20 protein-coding genes are annotated in these 16,310 nt (G+C 59.1%); 9 read left to right on the top strand and 11 right to left on the bottom strand.

Annotation, left to right across the window (positions count from 1 at the left end):
* Window positions 1-3: 3 nt before the first annotated feature.
* A complete protein-coding gene (locus tag QKE52_RS01415) occupies window positions 4-1,089 on the top strand; it encodes a GNAT family N-acetyltransferase (RefSeq protein ID WP_071409754.1) in 1,086 nt (361 codons plus the stop codon).
* Here the strand turns inward: QKE52_RS01415 and QKE52_RS01410 are convergent.
* From QKE52_RS01410 to miaB, 3 genes are read right to left on the bottom strand one after another with little or no spacing between them, the layout of a single operon-like run.
* Window positions 1,062-2,150, bottom strand: a complete 1,089-nt coding sequence (locus QKE52_RS01410) for an alkene reductase (RefSeq protein WP_293778637.1) — start codon at window positions 2,148-2,150, stop codon at window positions 1,062-1,064. The genes QKE52_RS01415 and QKE52_RS01410 overlap by 28 nt on opposite strands.
* Window positions 2,151-2,178: 28 nt before the next feature.
* Window positions 2,179-2,811: a hypothetical protein gene (locus QKE52_RS01405; protein WP_049157551.1), complete on the bottom strand. Its 633-nt coding sequence runs from the start codon at window positions 2,809-2,811 to the stop codon at window positions 2,179-2,181.
* Window positions 2,812-2,831: 20 nt separating this feature from the next.
* On the bottom strand, window positions 2,832-4,394 hold the full coding sequence (gene miaB, locus QKE52_RS01400) for a tRNA (N6-isopentenyl adenosine(37)-C2)-methylthiotransferase MiaB (protein WP_083295550.1): 1,563 nt from the start codon (window positions 4,392-4,394) through the stop codon (window positions 2,832-2,834).
* A 138-nt stretch (window positions 4,395-4,532) separates the two neighbouring features.
* On the opposite strand from miaB, the gene gluA reads away from it, so the two are divergent.
* The 4 genes from gluA to QKE52_RS01380 all read left to right on the top strand — a co-directional run bounded on the left by gluA (window position 4,533) and on the right by QKE52_RS01380 (window position 7,914).
* Complete coding sequence (gene gluA, locus QKE52_RS01395; protein ID WP_046649369.1) at window positions 4,533-5,261, top strand: glutamate ABC transporter ATP-binding protein GluA; 729 nt, start codon at window positions 4,533-4,535, stop codon at window positions 5,259-5,261.
* A 68-nt stretch (window positions 5,262-5,329) separates the two neighbouring features.
* Window positions 5,330-6,214 (top strand): glutamate ABC transporter substrate-binding protein, encoded by an 885-nt coding sequence (locus QKE52_RS01390; RefSeq protein WP_293778634.1) that lies wholly within the window; start codon window positions 5,330-5,332, stop codon window positions 6,212-6,214.
* 75 nt (window positions 6,215-6,289) lie between these two features.
* Complete coding sequence (gluC, locus tag QKE52_RS01385; protein ID WP_046649360.1) at window positions 6,290-6,976, top strand: glutamate ABC transporter permease GluC; 687 nt, start codon at window positions 6,290-6,292, stop codon at window positions 6,974-6,976.
* Window positions 6,976-7,914 (top strand): amino acid ABC transporter permease, encoded by a 939-nt coding sequence (locus tag QKE52_RS01380; RefSeq protein ID WP_046649359.1) that lies wholly within the window; start codon window positions 6,976-6,978, stop codon window positions 7,912-7,914. The genes gluC and QKE52_RS01380 overlap by 1 nt, the downstream gene beginning before the upstream one ends.
* Window positions 7,915-7,920: 6 nt before the next feature.
* On the opposite strand, the gene recX is transcribed toward QKE52_RS01380, so the two are convergent.
* The 3 genes from recX to QKE52_RS01365 form a co-directional block, all read right to left on the bottom strand.
* A complete protein-coding gene (gene recX / locus QKE52_RS01375) occupies window positions 7,921-8,514 on the bottom strand; it encodes a recombination regulator RecX (RefSeq protein WP_046649358.1) in 594 nt (197 codons plus the stop codon).
* 9 nt (window positions 8,515-8,523) lie between these two features.
* Entirely contained in the window at window positions 8,524-9,657 is a 1,134-nt protein-coding gene (gene recA / locus QKE52_RS01370) for a recombinase RecA (RefSeq protein ID WP_293777969.1), read from the bottom strand.
* A gap of 258 nt (window positions 9,658-9,915) precedes the next feature.
* Window positions 9,916-10,425: a hypothetical protein gene (locus tag QKE52_RS01365; protein ID WP_128081875.1), complete on the bottom strand. Its 510-nt coding sequence runs from the start codon at window positions 10,423-10,425 to the stop codon at window positions 9,916-9,918.
* Window positions 10,426-10,536: 111 nt separating this feature from the next.
* Here QKE52_RS01365 and QKE52_RS01360 point away from each other — a divergent pair, with 111 nt between their 5' ends.
* From QKE52_RS01360 to QKE52_RS01350, 3 genes are read left to right on the top strand one after another with little or no spacing between them, the layout of a single operon-like run.
* The gene (locus tag QKE52_RS01360) at window positions 10,537-11,109 is read left to right on the top strand and encodes a biotin transporter BioY (protein WP_070516853.1); all 573 of its coding nucleotides are present in this window, start codon (window positions 10,537-10,539) and stop codon (window positions 11,107-11,109) included.
* Window positions 11,110-11,114: 5 nt separating this feature from the next.
* The gene (locus QKE52_RS01355) at window positions 11,115-11,807 is read left to right on the top strand and encodes an ABC transporter ATP-binding protein (protein ID WP_046649354.1); all 693 of its coding nucleotides are present in this window, start codon (window positions 11,115-11,117) and stop codon (window positions 11,805-11,807) included.
* Window positions 11,808-11,811: 4 nt separating this feature from the next.
* A complete protein-coding gene (locus QKE52_RS01350; RefSeq protein WP_046649353.1) occupies window positions 11,812-12,426 on the top strand; it encodes an energy-coupling factor transporter transmembrane protein EcfT in 615 nt (204 codons plus the stop codon).
* 3 nt (window positions 12,427-12,429) lie between these two features.
* Here QKE52_RS01350 and QKE52_RS01345 read toward each other — a convergent pair whose 3' ends face one another.
* The 4 genes from QKE52_RS01345 to pgsA form a co-directional block, all read right to left on the bottom strand.
* Window positions 12,430-13,266 carry a PspA/IM30 family protein gene (locus tag QKE52_RS01345; RefSeq protein WP_046649352.1) on the bottom strand — a complete coding sequence of 279 codons (837 nt, stop codon included), beginning with the start codon at window positions 13,264-13,266 and terminating at the stop codon, window positions 12,430-12,432.
* Window positions 13,267-13,371: 105 nt separating this feature from the next.
* A complete protein-coding gene (locus tag QKE52_RS01340) occupies window positions 13,372-13,719 on the bottom strand; it encodes a helix-turn-helix transcriptional regulator (protein WP_046649351.1) in 348 nt (115 codons plus the stop codon).
* A 45-nt stretch (window positions 13,720-13,764) separates the two neighbouring features.
* Entirely contained in the window at window positions 13,765-14,250 is a 486-nt protein-coding gene (locus QKE52_RS01335) for a nicotinamide-nucleotide amidohydrolase family protein (RefSeq protein ID WP_070644971.1), read from the bottom strand.
* Window positions 14,247-14,837: a CDP-diacylglycerol--glycerol-3-phosphate 3-phosphatidyltransferase gene (gene pgsA / locus QKE52_RS01330; protein WP_293777978.1), complete on the bottom strand. Its 591-nt coding sequence runs from the start codon at window positions 14,835-14,837 to the stop codon at window positions 14,247-14,249. The genes QKE52_RS01335 and pgsA overlap by 4 nt, the downstream gene beginning before the upstream one ends.
* A gap of 47 nt (window positions 14,838-14,884) precedes the next feature.
* Here pgsA and QKE52_RS01325 point away from each other — a divergent pair, with 47 nt between their 5' ends.
* Complete coding sequence (locus QKE52_RS01325; RefSeq protein WP_049157577.1) at window positions 14,885-15,175, top strand: YciI family protein; 291 nt, start codon at window positions 14,885-14,887, stop codon at window positions 15,173-15,175.
* Between the two features lie 16 nt (window positions 15,176-15,191).
* On the opposite strand, the gene QKE52_RS01320 is transcribed toward QKE52_RS01325, so the two are convergent.
* Entirely contained in the window at window positions 15,192-16,310 is a 1,119-nt protein-coding gene (locus QKE52_RS01320) for a TerC family protein (protein WP_293777981.1), read from the bottom strand.

Genomic DNA, 16,310 nt, shown 5'->3' with positions numbered 1-16,310 from the left:
TGAGTGTTCGTTCAGATTGTCGCGCCGCCGGGTTCGGCCTCAGCTGAGCCGGCGGATTGCCTGCGTAGCTTCGTTTTCGACGCCAACCTAGCCGCCCAAGAGGCCAGCGGCGATCCCGCTGCCAGCGGTTCCCCGCGCCGTGTGCTTCAGCGCCTGCAAGGCTCCACAGAGTCTCGCACCTATCTCTTCGGGTTGACTGACTCCGCCTTGGGGCCGGCTGGTGAACTAGGTCTACCCGTTATCTCAGCGGCAGAGCCCAGCCCCGAAGTCGATTTCGATGGCTTCATCCACATCTCTCTTCCACTCTTGGAGGAAACAGAGAACGCCGATATCGAATGCGTCCTCGCCGCGGATCTCCTGCCCTTGCCTGGGGAGGATCTAGAGCCAGAGGCTCTCGACGTGACGCGAGCCCTCGCCCGCGAGGCACTCCGGATTACCCGCCAGCTGGGCCGCACGACTGCCCAGGTTGGCATACTGTACCCGCCAGACGCGGACCATACCTATGACCCAATGTCGCAGGCCTACCTTGAGCTCGGGTTTCGTCGCAAGCATGCCGAGCGCCAAATGTTCGTCGAAATAGCCCCCACTCCTCCGGTGGTTGGAGCGCAGGTGTGGCCCGACTACGACATCCCGGAAGAGCTGCTTGATGATGTCCTGCGCCTGCTCACCCTAGCCTCCACCGACGCGGTCTACGGTGACTTAAGCGTCGAGCCCATCGTGTGGACACGACAGCGCCTGAATGAAGCGCACGCACGGCTGCGCTCGCGCAAAGCGCATACGCTCCTCGTCGGCATTGTTGAACAGGGACGCGTCGTCGCACTCACCGAGCTCTCCCGCCACGGCGATGCGGACCCTGAGGTATGCGAGTGGACTCTTACCGTGACAGACCGCGAACAGCGCCGCCGTGGCCTGGCTACACGTGCCAAGCAGCATGCCCAGTATGCGGTGGCGCACCACTGGCCCGACGTCCGCCGGGCTTACTGCTCAGTTGCCCAGGCGGATCCGGCGATGAATGCGCTCTACAAGCGCCTCGGCGCGCACGTCATCTCGGCGAGCAGCGCCTACGAGTTGACCGTGGAGAACGGATAGTCGGTGTAGCCGTGCGCTCCACCCGTATAGAACGTGGTCTCATCCGGCGCAGTGACAGGAAGCTCTTCCTGCCAGCGGCGAACGAGATCTGGGTTGGAGATGGCCAACCGGCCCACGGCCACGGCATCACCGTGGTGTACTAGATCCTCGGCTTCCGCGCGCTGGGTCACCTGTCCAAACCCCGAATTCAGGATGACACGGGTACGCCCGTTAGCACGCGCTTCGGCGCTCAGCTCAGTAATGAGCTCACCCGTAGGCGCTGCATGCAGGAAGGAGACGTAGGCCAAACCAAGGTCTGCGACAGCGCGCAGCAACCTACCATAGGTGGCACGCACATCCGCAGCGTCGGTTTCCTCAATGCCCTGAATATTGTGCTGCGGGGACAGGCGCAGCGCTACGCGGTCGGCTCCGATCTCCTTCGCCACGGCACGCAGGATCTCTACTACCAGGCGGTAGCGCTTCTCCGGGGTTCCGCCGTAGGCATCCTCTCGGTGATTCGAGCTCGGAGAAAGGAACTGGTGCAGCAGATAACCGTTCGCACCATGAAGCTCCACGCCATCCATCCCCGCATCGATGGCATTGCGGGCAGCTTGGCGGAACTCATCGACAATGCGCGGTAGCTCCTCGATGTCGAGAGCGCGGGGCACCGGGCACTCCTTGCGGGATTCGAAATCTCGGACCGCAGTGCCCGATGCCAGCGCAGAGGGTGCCACCGGTTCTGCACCCTCGAGGAGGCTGGCATGAGAAAGGCGCCCGCCGTTCATCATCTGCATGAAAATGCGTCCGCCAGCTTCGTGGACGGAATCGGCCACTCGCCGCCAGCCGGAAATCTGTTCTGGAGTTTCGATACCGGGCTGGCCAGGGAAAGCGCGGCTGGTCACTGCGGGGAATACGCCCTCCGTCACGATAAGACCCATGGAAGCGCGCTGCGTGTAGTACGTCTCGTGCAAATGCGTGGGGACGCCATCGCGACCTGCCCGTGAGCGGGTCAACGCTGCCATGGTCACGCGGTTTGGCAGGGTCAGTCGTCCCATTTCAAGTGAGTCGAAGAGTGTAGTCATGCACTCCACAACACGAATCTCGTAGCGCTTATTCCTCGTCCTGCTGGCGCCGGTGGCGGGAGGCCGCGCGGGAGCGGCGGTCGTCGATAAGCAGCGGATTCTGTTCTGCCGGCAGCTCGGTAGCGGCTTCGGTCTGCAGGACTCCCACGTGATCGAGCTGGCCGGCGACTTCCCGCACGCGTTCTGCGGCGGCCAACTGCTCAGGACTGCGGCGCAGTGCTACCTGGCAGTACACAAGAAAGGCGACCAACGTTGAGAAGACGCCCACGTACATACCTATGGCAGCGCCATCCGAGGCGCTGTCCCTGTACCAAAATCCCCACAGGTTAGCGAAGAAAGAGATCGTCGTCATCATCCACGCTACGAGAGCCAGCTTGGTCCGGCGAGTGATAATCGTGGCGGTGGTTAAGATCCCCACTCCACCCAGCGCTAGCCATGCGCTGACGGTTTCCATGAGGGAGATACGCACGCCCTCGGCCGTTCCACCGACGAAGAGAGCTTCCCAGCCGCGGGCATCACCGGCATAGGGCAAAACCAAGTAAGCAACCCACGCCACGACGGCCACGATGAGCGCATATTTATGCTTTCCCAATTCGAGAGTCTGCGCTGCGCGCTTCTCAGCAGCAACGGCATCGTGAACGGACTTTAAGTCATCACTCATAAAACGGAGCCTACCCCCTTTTAGCAGCCGCAGGAATCGGCAGGAGCACTGGGCTTGCCGACGCCCGGCAGACCCAGACCCACCCCAATCGGTGCCGTCGTGGGCGTCTGCCCCGCCGCCGACATATCGCCGGCCTTCGTGCGACGGTGCTCGCTCACGCCGGAATCAGCCACCAGGAAAAAGGAGCCTGCATCCGTCACGGTAGCGTGCACAACATCACCGGGGCGAATCTCCGCAGAGATGTCCTTGCCCGCGGCATCGACTGGTGCAAAGTGAACAAGGCGACCATCACGCGCGCGTCCGGTGAGGCGGTGGGTCTCGGCGGCCTTGCGGCCGCCTTCCGCCTGCACCAACAGCTCTACATCAGTGCCGACAAGCTTGGCGTTTTCTTCTGCCTGAATGGAATCCTGCAAGGCGACGAGGCGCTCGAAGCGCTCCTGCACAACTTTCTTGGGGATTTGGTTATCCATTTCTGCGGCCGGGGTGCCGGGGCGCGGCGAGTACTGGAAAGTGAAAGCGGAGGCGAAACGTGCGCGGCGAACCACGTCCATCGTGGCTTCGAAATCCTCCTCGGTCTCGCCTGGGAAGCCCACGATGATGTCGGTGGTAATTGCCGCGTGTGGCATCTTCTCACGGACCTCGTCGAGAATCCCCAAGAACTTTTTCGTGCGATAGGAACGGCGCATGTCCTTGAGGACCTTGTCAGATCCAGACTGCAGCGGCATATGCAGCTGCGGGCACACAGCCGATGTCTCCGCCATGGCATCAATAACGTCGGAGGTGAACTCGGCCGGGTGCGGCGAGGTAAAACGCAAGCGCTCGAGACCCTCAATCTTGCCTACCTCGCGCAGCAACTTGGAAAAGGCGAAGCGATCACGCGGCAGGTCTGGGTCCGCGAAGTTGACGCCATAGGCGTTGACGTTCTGCCCCAATAGGGTCACTTCGGACACGCCTTGATCTACCAGGGCCTGAACTTCTGCGAGGATATCGCCGGGGCGGCGGTCTTCCTCTTTGCCACGCAGCGAAGGGACGATGCAGAAAGTACAGGTGTTATTACAGCCCACGGAGACCGAGACCCACCCAGCATAGGCGGATTCGCGTTTTGCCGGCAGTACGGAGGGGAAAGCCTCGAGGGCATCGACGATTTCCACCTGCGCTTCATTGTTGTGACGTGCACGCTCAAGCAGTGCCGGCAGCGCCGCCATGTTATGGGTTCCGAAAACCGCATCCACCCACGGCGCGTGGTCCAAGACGGTGTCCTTATCCTTCTGCGCCAAGCAGCCGCCAACCGCGATCTGCATGCCGGGATGGTTTTCCTTCGTCTTCTTCAGCGCACCCAGGGTGCCGTACAGGCGCTTGTCGGCGTTCTCGCGCACGGCGCAGGTGTTAAATACGATGAGGTCAGGCTCGGCGCCATCCGGCGCCGCCGAGTAGCCGGCCTCCTCGAGCAGGCCGGAAATGCGCTCGGAATCATGAACGTTCATCTGGCAGCCAAAGGTCCGCACCTCATAGGTGCGGGGCTGGTTATTAGTTACGGGGGAGCTCACGTGGGGACATTCTAACTGGACGACCCCACTACTCATAATGCCCCGACCGCATATAAGAGTTATGGATTTGTTACACAAACCTCCCCGCCTCCACTATCCACACGCCTATTGTTCTACATATGATTCAGCTCACTCTATCTAAGGAGGTGTGATGTGACCGACCATTCCGGCCCGATGATCAAGATGGACGGAGTCAATAAGTACTTCGGTGACTATCACGCGCTCCGCGATATCAACTTGGAGATTGGCCGCGGCGATGTCGTCGTTGTTCTCGGTCCGTCCGGCTCCGGCAAGTCCACCCTGTGCCGCACCATCAACCGGCTTGAAACCATCGACGAGGGTTCCATCGCGATCGACGGCACTCCCCTTCCTGAAGAGGGACGCGAGCTAGCCAAGCTGCGTGCGGACGTGGGCATGGTGTTCCAGCAATTCAATCTCTTTCCACACAAGACCATCAAGGACAACGTCACTCTGGGGCCTATCAAAGTCCGCAGGATGAAGAAGTCCGAGGCCGAAGAGCGTGCGATGCAACTGCTTGACCGCGTTGGAATTGCTAATCAATCAGAAAAATACCCTGCACAGCTCTCCGGCGGCCAGCAACAACGTGTCGCCATTGCCCGTGCCTTGGCTATGCGCCCGAAAGTCATGCTCTTCGATGAACCTACCTCAGCTCTCGACCCTGAGATGGTCAACGAGGTGCTTGACGTCATGACGGATTTGGCCAAAGAAGGCATGACCATGGTCGTGGTGACCCACGAGATGGGCTTCGCCAGGCGCGCGGCCGACCGCATCCTGTTCATGGCCGACGGGGCCATCGTCGAGGACACCGACCCGGAATCCTTCTTCACCAACCCACAATCAGAACGAGCAAAGGACTTCTTGGGCAAGATCCTGCAGCACTAAACGGTTACCAGTTCACCTCTTTTCTCTACCTTCATTCATTTTCCACTCACCTCATCAAGGAGAATCTCATGTCCCGCACTTTCAACCGCATTACTGCCACCGCCGCCGCCATCGCCGCATCCAGCGCTCTGCTCGTTGCGTGTGGTGATTCCTCTGACTCCGCCAGCGGAGGCGAGGGCCTTCTCGGCGCTATCGAGTCTGGCTCTGTCACCCTAGGCACCAAGTTCGACCAACCGGGTCTGGGCCTGCGCGAGGGCGATGGTTCTATGACCGGCCTCGACGTTGACATTGCCACCTACGTGGTCAACCACATTGCCAAGGATAAGGGGTGGGAGGAGCCGGAGATCGAGTGGCGCGAGACTCCGTCCGCGCAGCGCGAAACTCTGATCGAAAACGGCGAGGTTGACCTCATCACCGCAACGTACTCCATCAACGCTTCCCGCGCGGAAAAGGTCAATTTCGCTGGTCCATACCTCATCACCCACCAAGCGCTTCTTACCCAGGCTGATAACAAGGAGATCAGCGGGCTCGAGGGCCTCGACGGCAAGATCCTGTGCTCTGTCACCGGCTCCACCCCGGCACAGAAGGTGAAGGAAGCTCTGCCCAGCGTGCAGCTGCAGGAGTACGACACCTACTCCTCCTGTGTGGAGGCACTGAGCCAGGGCAACGTCGACGCCATGACTACCGACGCGACGATTCTTAACGGCTACGCCGCTCAGAATCCTGGCAAGTTCCAGGTCGTCGAGTTGGAGAAGGACGGCAAGCCCTTCACCGATGAGTACTACGGCGCGGGTCTGAAGAAGGATGATCAAGAGGCGACAGACGCTGTCAACAAGGCCCTGGAAGAGCTTCATTCCTCCGGCGAATTCGACAAGCTCGTAGCCAAGAATTTGGACAAGGGCGAGGGCATCGACGAGGCCACCGTCGGTGACCTCTCCTTCCTCAACTCCTAAACGCTCGATTAGCCCCCACCTAGCCTGCGCCGAGGACATTCAGCCTCGGCGCAGGCCTGTTAGTAGGAGATTTCTATGGAATCCATGTGGGCCGCACTAGGCCCCGAACTATGGCCAGCCTTTTGGCTCACCATCCAGCTGACGTTCTGGTCTGCCATCGGCGCAATGATCCTCGGCACCATCCTCACTGCCATGCGTGTCTCCCCCGTAAGAATCCTGCGGTGGATTGCCACGACGTACATCACGACGGTGCGCAATACTCCCTTGACTCTCATTATCCTGTTCTGTTCTTTTGGCCTGTACCAGAACCTAGGGCTCACGCTTGCTAGCCGGGACTCTTCGACCTTCCTAGTGGATAACAACTTCCGCCTCGCCATCGTCGGATTCATCTTGTACACCTCGGCATTCGTTGCGGAATCCTTGCGCTCGGGAATCAACACCGTGGACTTCGGTCAAGCCGAGGCCGCACGATCGCTGGGTTTGAGCTTCTCACAGACCTTTAGCACGATCGTCTTCCCTCAGGCGGTACGTGCGGCAATCGTCCCCCTGGGAAACACGCTCATCGCGTTGACCAAGAACACCACGATCGCCTCCGCAATCGGAGTGGCAGAAGCTTCCCTACTGATGAAATCCACCATTGAGATGCATGCGAGCCAGCTCTTTGTCATCTTCTTTATCTTCGCGCTGGGCTTCATCATCCTGACCTTGCCCATGGGCTTAGGCCTAGGCAAACTCTCCGAAACTGTGGCGGTGAAGAAATAATGGCTGTACGCGCAACCGTGCTTTACGACGCCCCCGGCCCCAAGGGCAAGCGGCGCAATCTCATCTATACCGTCATCACCGTCGTTCTCTCGCTAGCTGCACTGTATTGGGTGCTGTCTACATTGGGTGAGCGCGGGCAACTCGACTCCGCGTTATGGACCCCTTTTCTTAACAGCCAAACGTGGACCACGTACCTGCTCCCTGGCCTGCGCGGAACGATCCTTTCCGCTGTAGCATCCATCATCTTGGCCATCGTGTTCGGCGTCATCTTCGGCCTAGGCCGATTGAGCGAGAACGTCATCGTACGCGGCGTATGTGGTGTGGTCGTGGAATTCTTCCGCGCCATCCCCGTCCTGCTGCTCATGATTTTTGCCTACCAGCTTTTCGCCATCTATAACGTAGTTCCGTCGAAGCAGCTGGCGTTTAGCGCCGTGGTCTTCGCGTTGACCCTCTACAACGGCTCTGTCGTCGCAGAGATTCTGCGCTCCGGAATCAAGTCGCTGCCCAAGGGGCAAACTGAAGCCGCTCGAGCGCTGGGTCTTTCGCATGGGCAAACGATGCGTACCATTCTGCTCCCGCAGGCCGTAGCCGCAATGCTTCCGGCCCTCATCGCCCAGATGGTTATTGCGCTCAAGGACTCTGCCTTGGGCTACCAGATTGGCTATGTCGAGGTGGTGCGCTCCGGTATCCAATCGGCGTCCTACAACAAGAATTACCTGGCCTCGCTCATCGTCGTTGCGATCATCATGATCCTCATCAACTGGGGGCTGGGCCTCCTGGCCGAACGCATCGAACGTCAGCTTCGAGCGGGCCGTGCGCGCCGGAACATCATCGCTAAAGTTCCGGAGCAACCAGACCAAGGCTTGGACACCAAAGACCAGGTCAACGTTGATTGGCACTCAGAAAGCTATACAGAAATCCGCAACCCGGACGAATAGAAACAGCTAGGAGAGCTCGGCGATGCGCGCATCCAGCACTTCGATGGAAATACGCATCACCAGCTCCTGGCGATAGCCGCGCCGCGCGAGTGTTCCTACAATGCGACGCAGGAACTTGTCCCTCTCATGGCGGTCGGCGGGAACACTCTTCAAGGTTCGCGCCTTTTTCTCCGCTACGCGGCGCGCTACGGCCTCCTCAGATTCCTCGGTAATCTGCTCTAGGGCCGCTGCGCGATCGGCGGCCTCAACACCCTTCTCCTTGAGTTCCACATTGAGGGCACGGGCCGACTTACCGCGCCGCGCGTGGCGCTGCCGCACCCACTCCTTGGCGAAGGTTTCATCATCAACGAGCCCCACCCCTGCAAGGTCATCGACCACGTCCTCGACCACATCGGGCTCAAAGTCCGCCGCGACAAGCCGGTCACGCAGTTCCTTGCGGGAACGTGCACGTTGATCTAGCAAGCCTAATGCTCGGGAGCGCACGGGCGCCTTCGCTGCTTCAGCATTCGCATCAACAAGCTGGCCCCCCGCGTCCCCCGATTCATAGGACTCGAGAGCTTGACGTAGCTTCTCTAGCTTCTCTGGTGAAGGTTGTGCCATTGCGCCTGTTTAGTCATCGTCGAAATCGACGTTCGGTACCAGATCCACAGCCTCATCCGTCAGCGGATCGTCTGCACCCGGCACATCCATGGCGACGTCCTCACCAGCTTCGGCTGCGGCAGCACCCACGCCGAGCTTGACAAAGATCTTCTTCTCAATCTCATCCGCCAGATCGGGGTTGTCCTTGAGGAAGTTGCGGGCCTTTTCCTTGCCCTGCCCCAGCTGATCGCCTTCGTAGGTAAACCACGAGCCAGATTTCTTAATGAACCCGTGTTCGACACCCAAGTCAATGACGGAAGACTCGCGCGAAATGCCTTCGCCGTACATGATGTCGAACTCAGCGATCTTGAACGGCGGGGACACCTTGTTCTTCACCACCTTGAGCTTGGTGCGGTTACCAATGGCATCCTGGCCGTCCTTCAAGGTTTGGATTCGGCGGATATCGCAGCGCACAGAGGCATAGAACTTCAGCGCCTTACCACCCGTGGTCGTTTCCGGCGAACCAAACATCACGCCGATCTTTTCACGCAGCTGGTTGATGAAGATGGCGGTAGTCCCAGAGTTGTACAGAGCACCCGTCATCTTGCGTAGTGCTTGGGACATGAGACGGGCTTGGAGGCCAACGTGGCTATCTCCCATCTCGCCCTCGATTTCCGCCTTGGGCGTCAAGGCGGCTACGGAGTCAATCACGATGATGTCGATAGCGCCAGAGCGCACGAGCATATCTGCGATTTCCAGAGCCTGCTCACCGGTATCCGGCTGGGAAACCAAGAGGTTATCCGTGTCCACGCCAAGCAGACGCGCATACTCAGGATCGAGCGCGTGCTCCGCATCGATAAACGCCGCGATGCCACCGGTCTTCTGCGCCGACGCGATAGCATGCAGAGCAACGGTGGTCTTACCCGAGGATTCCGGTCCATAAATCTCTACGATGCGACCGCGCGGGAAGCCACCGACGCCCAGCGCAATGTCGATGGCCGTATTCCCGGAGGAAATGGCCTGGATTGGCGGGCGGTCATCGTCACCAAGACGCATGACGGCTCCTTTGCCAAAATCCTTCTCAATCATCGCCATTGCGGCATCGAGGGCTTTCTGACGATCATCGCCCTTGCTAGCCGCCGAGGACTTCTTCTTCGTAGCCATTTATTTCCTCACTATCGTGCGTCAGTTAGTGTGCAGTGCTGTATGTCATTAAATGGGGGCACCTAGTTAGACTGCCATGAAGCAACTTCGGTTCCCAGGCCCGTCGCATTGTGTTTTCCGGCATCGTTGCGGTTCCATCACATGCCACGAAAGTACCCTAACGTTTCCACCAGACCACAACCCACAATACACACACAAGTGTTCGATTGCCCATTCGAGCAACGCGCGTGTCTGAGACCTAATCCAACGCCTCGCCGCCTAGTGAAGTTTCCACGGACCGCCCTGCTCTGCACGGACGAAAGACACCTGCTCATCGGCAGGCAGTACGGCAACTACCCCGCCCAGCGCGCTACAGACATCCAGCTCATCAAGAGAGGCCCTGCTGCTCACATACTTCGACGCTCCACGCCCCTGCGCATCCCGATAAATCTCAACACTCCCCGAGCTTGGCGGCACCCATTCATCATCCTCGTCGGTACCGCCCTGCCAGGTTCCTCCACTAGCGTTTATGACATCCTCCTCGACAGCCCCAGGGCAGATAAAGATCACGCGGTGATATTCGGAATCGAAGATGTCGCCGACGCGCATGTCGACGCTGCCAGGCTCCCCTTCCTCCACCCCGGCCGCTTCTTCGATATTTTCGATGACATTCGCGGAACCTATCAACGAACATCCAGCCACGCTCCCCAGCGCGATACCGGAAAGAAGCGCTACCACACTGACACGAGCAAGCCCTAAGACATGCTCCATCTTCTTTCTATTTGCCATGCCTCGAGATTACCCCGTTCGGGGTAGTTTCAAGCCCTGAAAGCCGTGCTTGAACACTGTTCAAAAGTACCTATTTGCTGCATTATTAAGCTACTAGATAAACTTTGGCCCATGAAAAAGAATTCCGTCGCGACTGATATCGCGTACGTCGCGGTCTTCACCGCGCTCATCATAGTCTTTGCATTCGTCTCTATCCCTACGCCTACCGTGGGCGTGCCCATCGTTCTTCAAAACGCCGTCATCATCCTGGCCGGCCTCGTCCTTGGTGGCCGCCGGGGCTTCTTCGTCGGTCTACTCTTCATAGCTCTCGGCCTCGTCGGCCTTCCCATCCTTGCCGGCGGCCGCAGCGCCCTGAGCGCCATTGCCGGCCCCACCGTGGGCTACCTTGTCGGCTACGTCGTCTCACCCGCCATCGCCGGCCTCATCGCCTACCGCGCGCCGAGAAGCAAAGGAGGCATGACGGTAGTCCTCGCCATCGCCGGCGTCGTCGGCCTGGCCGTGCAGTACTTGTGCGGCATTGTTGGCCTGATGGTCCGCTCTGACATGTCCTTCGGGGCGGCCGCCGTGGCTCAGGGCCCGTTCGTCATCCCCGATCTCATTAAGGTCGCCGTGATGGTTGTCATCGCCGTCGGTGTCCACGCAGCATTCCCCGACCTGATGGGTCGCCGCACCAAGGCAAAGTAGCACCAGTGCCGCAGATTGATTTCCGCAACGTTTCCGTCACCTTCGACGAAACAACGGTGCTCAAGGATATTTCTCTCTCATTAAACGAACAGCGTATCGGCATCATCGGTGCCAATGGTGGCGGGAAATCCACTCTTGTCCGGCTCATCAACGGTCTTGGTGAACCTTCACGTGGTGAGGTCTTGGTGGATAACGTGGACGTCGCCAAGCGCGGCAAGGAGATTCGCCGCCAAGTGGGCTTCGTGTTTTCTGATGCGGAGAACCAGATCGTCATGCCGCACGTGCGCGATGACGTAGAATTCTCCCTTCGCCGGCTCAAGCTGTCTCGTAAGGAGCGCACCGCGCGCGTCGACGCCGTCCTCGAGCGCTTCGGCCTGACGCCGCTAGCTGAGCAGTCCCCGCACACTCTCTCCGGCGGGCAGAAGCAGCTCCTCGCGTTGGCGGCAGTGCTTGTCATGGAACCCACCGTCATCATCGCTGACGAACCCACGACCTTGCTAGATCTGCGCAACCGCGATCGCATTCGCCGCGAATTTGCGCAGCTCGAACAGCAACTCATCGTGGTTACACATGACCTTGACTTTGTCTCTGATTTCGATCGCGTTCTGTGCATCGATAACCACCACGTCGTAGCCGACGGACCTCCCGCCAAGGTCATTTCCTTCTACACCGAACTCATGAAATCCCGCCCGCTCTAGAGTCATGCCTAAAAACATCCCCCTCGGCTACTACGTCGACGCCGATACCATCATTCATCGCATACCGGCCGCGGTGAAATTCCTCGTGCTCATCGGCTTCATCCTCGTGACCTCGCTGGCCGTGCACACGCTTCCTTGGGCGGCGGCCAGCCTCTTCCTCCCACTCGTGCTCTTTCCCGTCGCCCGCATCCCGTTTCGCGTCGCACTCGGACAGCTTGTTCCTCCGCTCTACCTCCTCGTTGCGCTCGCAGCTTTTCAGTGGTGGCAGAAGGATTTGCTGTCGGCCGCGATCATGTTTCTCACCATCTACGCAGCGATCAGCGCGGCGGTGCTGCTGACGCTGACAACGAAGGTGTCGGAGATGATGGACTCCCTCGACCGCGCCCTCGCGCCCCTAGGGCGGCTGGGCATCCCTGTTGAGAACATCACGCTGGCCATGTCTCTCACCATTCGTCTGCTCCCGCTCATGCTGGGAACAGTCGTCGAGGTACTGGACGCACGAAAAGCCCGGGGTGCCACGGCATCTCTAACTGCCTTTGGCACCCCGGTTATCATTCGCTCAATCCGCCGAGCACGCGCGATGGGTGAGGCGCTTCAAGCCCGCGGCGTCGGCGACTAAGCCTTATTCTCCGCGCAACTCGCGTAGGCGAGCCTGGACGGCATCGTCCTGCACGTTCGGCTGAGCCTTAGCCTCTGCCGAACCGATTGCCTGCTGGGAGTTTCCCTCCACTGCCTTCGGGTTATTCATCTCCGCACGGATCTGCTCGAGACGGGAGTGGCCAGCCAGTTGCACGCCAGCCTGCTCGATCTCCTGCATGCGGTTAGACACTGAGTTCTCGGCGAGCTCTGCCTGGCCCAGGGCCTTGGAGTAGCGACGCTCAATCTTGTCACGCACAGCATCCAGGGAAGGCGAGTTACCGTTTGCGGAGAGCTCGTTCATCGAGTTGAGGGACTCGGAGACCTTCTCCTGCATCTTGGCCTGCTCGAGCTGCGACAGCAGCTTGGAGCGCTCGTTGACCTTCTCACGAAGCGCCATGCCGTTGCGTTCAACGGCCTTCTTGGCCTGCTCCGCCTGCTGTAGAGCCTGATCGTGGAGCTTCTTAGTGTCCTCAACAGACTGCTCAGCGGTAACCAACTGGGCGGCGAAGGCTTCAGCCGCATTCTCGTACTCGGTCGCCTTCTGTGCATCGCCTTCGGCACGGGCCTTGTCCGCAAGGCTTAGGGCGTTACGGGTATTCTGCTGCAGCTTTTCAATCTCGCTCAAACGACGGTTCAGCTGCATCTCCAGCTGGCGCTGATTACCAATAACCGCAGCGGCCTGCTGTGACAGCTCCTGGTGCTGGCGCTGCGCCTCCTCGATAGCCTGCTCAATCTGAACCTTTGGGTCGGCGTTCTCCTCGATCTTGGAATCGAAGAGAGCCATCAAGTACTTCCAGGCCTTTACGAATGGATTCGCCATAACAGAAGGTGCCTTTCTCAGCAGTTCGTTGTGTGGATAAATGGGTAATCAGAGTATTCTCTGCCTGCCTAATATTAGCGAAGCAAGGAGAGCTACGCCGCAGTTCTATAACTCGGATGCAGCGGGTGCGGTGGATGCGAGCTCCTCATCCATCGATGGCAGCGCCATGTATCCAGCCGCCTCAATAAGGACATCGGAAACACTGGCGTCAAGGGCATGACACACGGAAGCCAGAAGCTCGGAGGAAACCTCCTTGCGGCCGCGCTCCAACTCCGACAGATATCCTGGGGACACACGCGCCGCGGCGGCGAGTTCGCGAAGTGTTACTCCCTTATCCGCACGGAAGGCACGAAGCGTCAATCCGAGGGCCTCGCGCAAAAGCGGCTCCAGAGTCCGCGTCGATCGCGCCGTGGTCTGAGTGGGCTTATCAAGTAGTGCAACTGAAGTGTTCATCACCCCATACAACGGCTCAGCAGTCGTACTTGTTCCCACAATCAACTAATTTTCTTCAAGAGTTGATAGGAGAAGACTCAATGCCGCCTCAACGGCAGCGAAACGAATCGCGTTGCGCCCCTCAGCAGGAAGCTCATAAAGGACGCCGCGCTTGGCGACGCCCCCGCCACCCCTCCCGCATAACCCCACGTACACCGTGCCCGCGGGTTTGCCTTCCTGGAGGTCCGGCCCGGCTACACCAGTCAGCCCTACCCCCCAATCTGCACGCGTTTCAACGACCGCCGCCTCAGCCATCTGCGCAGCAGTCGCAGCAGACACCACGCCTTGCTCCTCAAGTTCTTCCACGGTGGTGTTGAGAAAATGAGCCTTGACCTCTGTCGCATACGTCACCAGCCCACCCCGCAGCACCGCCGAGGCTCCCGGGATGCACGCCACAGTCGCAGCGGCTAGACCAGCAGTAAGGGACTCACAGAACGCCACAGTTTCACCGCGTTCGCTGAGCGTGGATACTAGTTGCGCCTCGATGCTCATTGGTTCTCCCTATGGCCATCAATGAGGTACTGGATGCCGGTCAGGACGGTAACGAAGGCGGCGGCCAACATAACGAGGAGGCTCGGAAGGTCCATCCACCCTGGCAGCGGACAAAGATACAACGCCACCGCCAAGGTCTGCAGAGCCGTCTTGAGCTTTCCGCCTTGGGAAGCCGGCACCACCTTCCCTTGACGCAGCAAGAAGAAGCGCCAAATCGTAATGCCGAATTCGCGAAACAGAATCAGCACGGTGATCCACACCGGCAAAGCCCCGGTGATATTGAGGCACACGAGGGCCGCGGTCATCAGGGCTTTATCCGCGATCGGGTCCGCAATCTTGCCAAAGTTAGTGATGAGTCCCCGCGCGCGTGCAATATCGCCATCCAACTTATCCGTGAGCATCAAGAGCGCGAAGCAGAGGAAAGCCCACCATTCATGGCCGGCGAGCACCAGCCAGGCAAACAAGGGGATAAAGAGGATGCGCAAACTGGTCAGGATGTTGGGCAGGTTCCAATTGGAGACCTCGGGGTTAACATCCGTGGTTTGAGATTGCTTGTGCGCAGCCTGAGAATCATTCACGCTCTTCATCCTACCGTGGCCTCCCTGCCACTCGAGCGAGCACTACCATGGTCGGTATGAAGTACTTCGCAGTCTCCTATGAATACAATCCATCTAACCCGGTCATTGCTGAGGTGCGCCCACAGCACCGCGAGTTCATCGGCGCGCTCCACGACAAGGGCCAGATCTGCGGCTCTGGTCCCTACACCGATTCCAAGGGCGGGGCGCTCATCGTCCTGCAATTTGAGGACGAGTCCGTAAAGGTGGCCGATGTCATCGCTCTCATGGATCAGGATCCCTTCTACACCGAAGGCGCTGTCACTGGGCGCGCCTTCCGCGAGTGGAATCCCGTTATCAATTCCTTCTAAACCCCGCTGCCCGAGTTTAGGGCAGCTCGGACTTGGGAAGCTCGTCCGCCTTGCCGACGAGCTCACCCTCCTTGTTGCGAACGATCTTGTTGCCATAATCGTCCCAGTCGTAGTGGTTGTGGGAAATCACCACACCACCCTGGGCTTGGTCGCGTTTGTCCTTCCACACCGACAACAACACCGTCACGAGGAGGACGCCAACGATGACCAGCAGCGACACCATGGTCGTAATTTCCGGTACCGCACTGACATTCTCGCCGCCGTTGATGAAGGGCACGTTGTTCTCATGCAAAGCGTGGAAGAGCAGCTTGACACCGATGAACAGCAAGATGATACCCAGGCCATAAGGCAGGTAAACCAAGCGATCCAACAGACCATCGATGAGGAAGAACATCTGGCGCAGCCCCATGAGAGCGAAGGCGTTGGTGGTAAAGACCAGGAAAGGCTCCGAGGTAATGCCGTAGATAGCTGGGATGGAGTCGAAGGCAAACATGACGTCGATCAGCCCGATGGCCGCCAACGCAATAAAAAGCGGGGTCAGGGCAAACTTGCCCTTCTTTTCACCTGACTCTTCACGGTGAGTGAGCTTGTCGCCGTGGTAGCGCGGGGTTACGTGGACCACCTTGCGCAGCCACTTGACCACCAGCATGTCATTGGGATCGGTCTCAGGCGTCCCGTTGATCTCATCAATGAGCAGCTTCACTGCGGTGTAGATGAGGAAGATTGCGAAGATGTAGAAGACATCAGACCATGCAGCGATGATAGCTGCGCCCATCAGAATGAAGGCCAGACGGAAGATCAACGCCAGCACGATGCCAATGAGCAGCACCTTCTGCTGATAACTGCGCGGGATTTTGAAGGATCCCATGATGAGAGAGAAGACAAACAGGTTGTCCACACTCAGCGCCTGTTCCGTTACCCAACCGGTGTAGAACTGCGCTGCGTGCTCGCTATCCCACAACACCCACACGACACCGCCAAAGACGACGGCCATCGCCATGTAAAACAGGGTCCAGCCGCCGGATTCCTTGATGCTGGGCTCGTGGGGTGAGCGGACGTGGCTATAGAAATCGAAAATGAAGAAGCCTAGGATCACCGCGATGGTGATGGCCCAGACCCACAGTGGCACATGCAT

Origin of the sequence: Corynebacterium sp. c25Ua_47 (assembly GCF_039907205.1) — a bacterium.
Classification (GTDB): domain Bacteria; phylum Actinomycetota; class Actinomycetes; order Mycobacteriales; family Mycobacteriaceae; genus Corynebacterium; species Corynebacterium hiratae.
This window is presented reverse-complemented; position numbering and strand designations above follow the sequence as displayed.

Excerpts from the sequence above, each read along its gene's own strand:
- QKE52_RS01410 (WP_293778637.1), bottom strand. The coding sequence starts at position 2,150 with ATGACTACACTCTTCGACTCACTTGAAATGGGACGACTGACCCTGCCA.
- QKE52_RS01405 (WP_049157551.1), bottom strand. The coding sequence starts at position 2,811 with ATGAGTGATGACTTAAAGTCCGTTCACGATGCCGTTGCTGCTGAGAAG.
- miaB (WP_083295550.1), bottom strand. The coding sequence starts at position 4,394 with ATGAGTAGTGGGGTCGTCCAGTTAGAATGTCCCCACGTGAGCTCCCCC.
- gluA (WP_046649369.1), top strand. The coding sequence starts at position 4,533 with ATGATCAAGATGGACGGAGTCAATAAGTACTTCGGTGACTATCACGCG.
- QKE52_RS01390 (WP_293778634.1), top strand. The coding sequence starts at position 5,330 with ATGTCCCGCACTTTCAACCGCATTACTGCCACCGCCGCCGCCATCGCC.
- gluC (WP_046649360.1), top strand. The coding sequence starts at position 6,290 with ATGGAATCCATGTGGGCCGCACTAGGCCCCGAACTATGGCCAGCCTTT.
- QKE52_RS01380 (WP_046649359.1), top strand. The coding sequence starts at position 6,976 with ATGGCTGTACGCGCAACCGTGCTTTACGACGCCCCCGGCCCCAAGGGC.
- recX (WP_046649358.1), bottom strand. The coding sequence starts at position 8,514 with ATGGCACAACCTTCACCAGAGAAGCTAGAGAAGCTACGTCAAGCTCTC.
- recA (WP_293777969.1), bottom strand. The coding sequence starts at position 9,657 with ATGGCTACGAAGAAGAAGTCCTCGGCGGCTAGCAAGGGCGATGATCGT.
- QKE52_RS01365 (WP_128081875.1), bottom strand. The coding sequence starts at position 10,425 with ATGGCAAATAGAAAGAAGATGGAGCATGTCTTAGGGCTTGCTCGTGTC.
- QKE52_RS01360 (WP_070516853.1), top strand. The coding sequence starts at position 10,537 with ATGAAAAAGAATTCCGTCGCGACTGATATCGCGTACGTCGCGGTCTTC.
- QKE52_RS01350 (WP_046649353.1), top strand. The coding sequence starts at position 11,812 with ATGCCTAAAAACATCCCCCTCGGCTACTACGTCGACGCCGATACCATC.
- QKE52_RS01345 (WP_046649352.1), bottom strand. The coding sequence starts at position 13,266 with ATGGCGAATCCATTCGTAAAGGCCTGGAAGTACTTGATGGCTCTCTTC.
- QKE52_RS01340 (WP_046649351.1), bottom strand. The coding sequence starts at position 13,719 with ATGAACACTTCAGTTGCACTACTTGATAAGCCCACTCAGACCACGGCG.
- QKE52_RS01335 (WP_070644971.1), bottom strand. The coding sequence starts at position 14,250 with ATGAGCATCGAGGCGCAACTAGTATCCACGCTCAGCGAACGCGGTGAA.
- pgsA (WP_293777978.1), bottom strand. The coding sequence starts at position 14,837 with ATGAAGAGCGTGAATGATTCTCAGGCTGCGCACAAGCAATCTCAAACC.
- QKE52_RS01325 (WP_049157577.1), top strand. The coding sequence starts at position 14,885 with ATGAAGTACTTCGCAGTCTCCTATGAATACAATCCATCTAACCCGGTC.
- QKE52_RS01320 (WP_293777981.1), bottom strand. The coding sequence starts at position 16,310 with ATGCATGTGCCACTGTGGGTCTGGGCCATCACCATCGCGGTGATCCTA.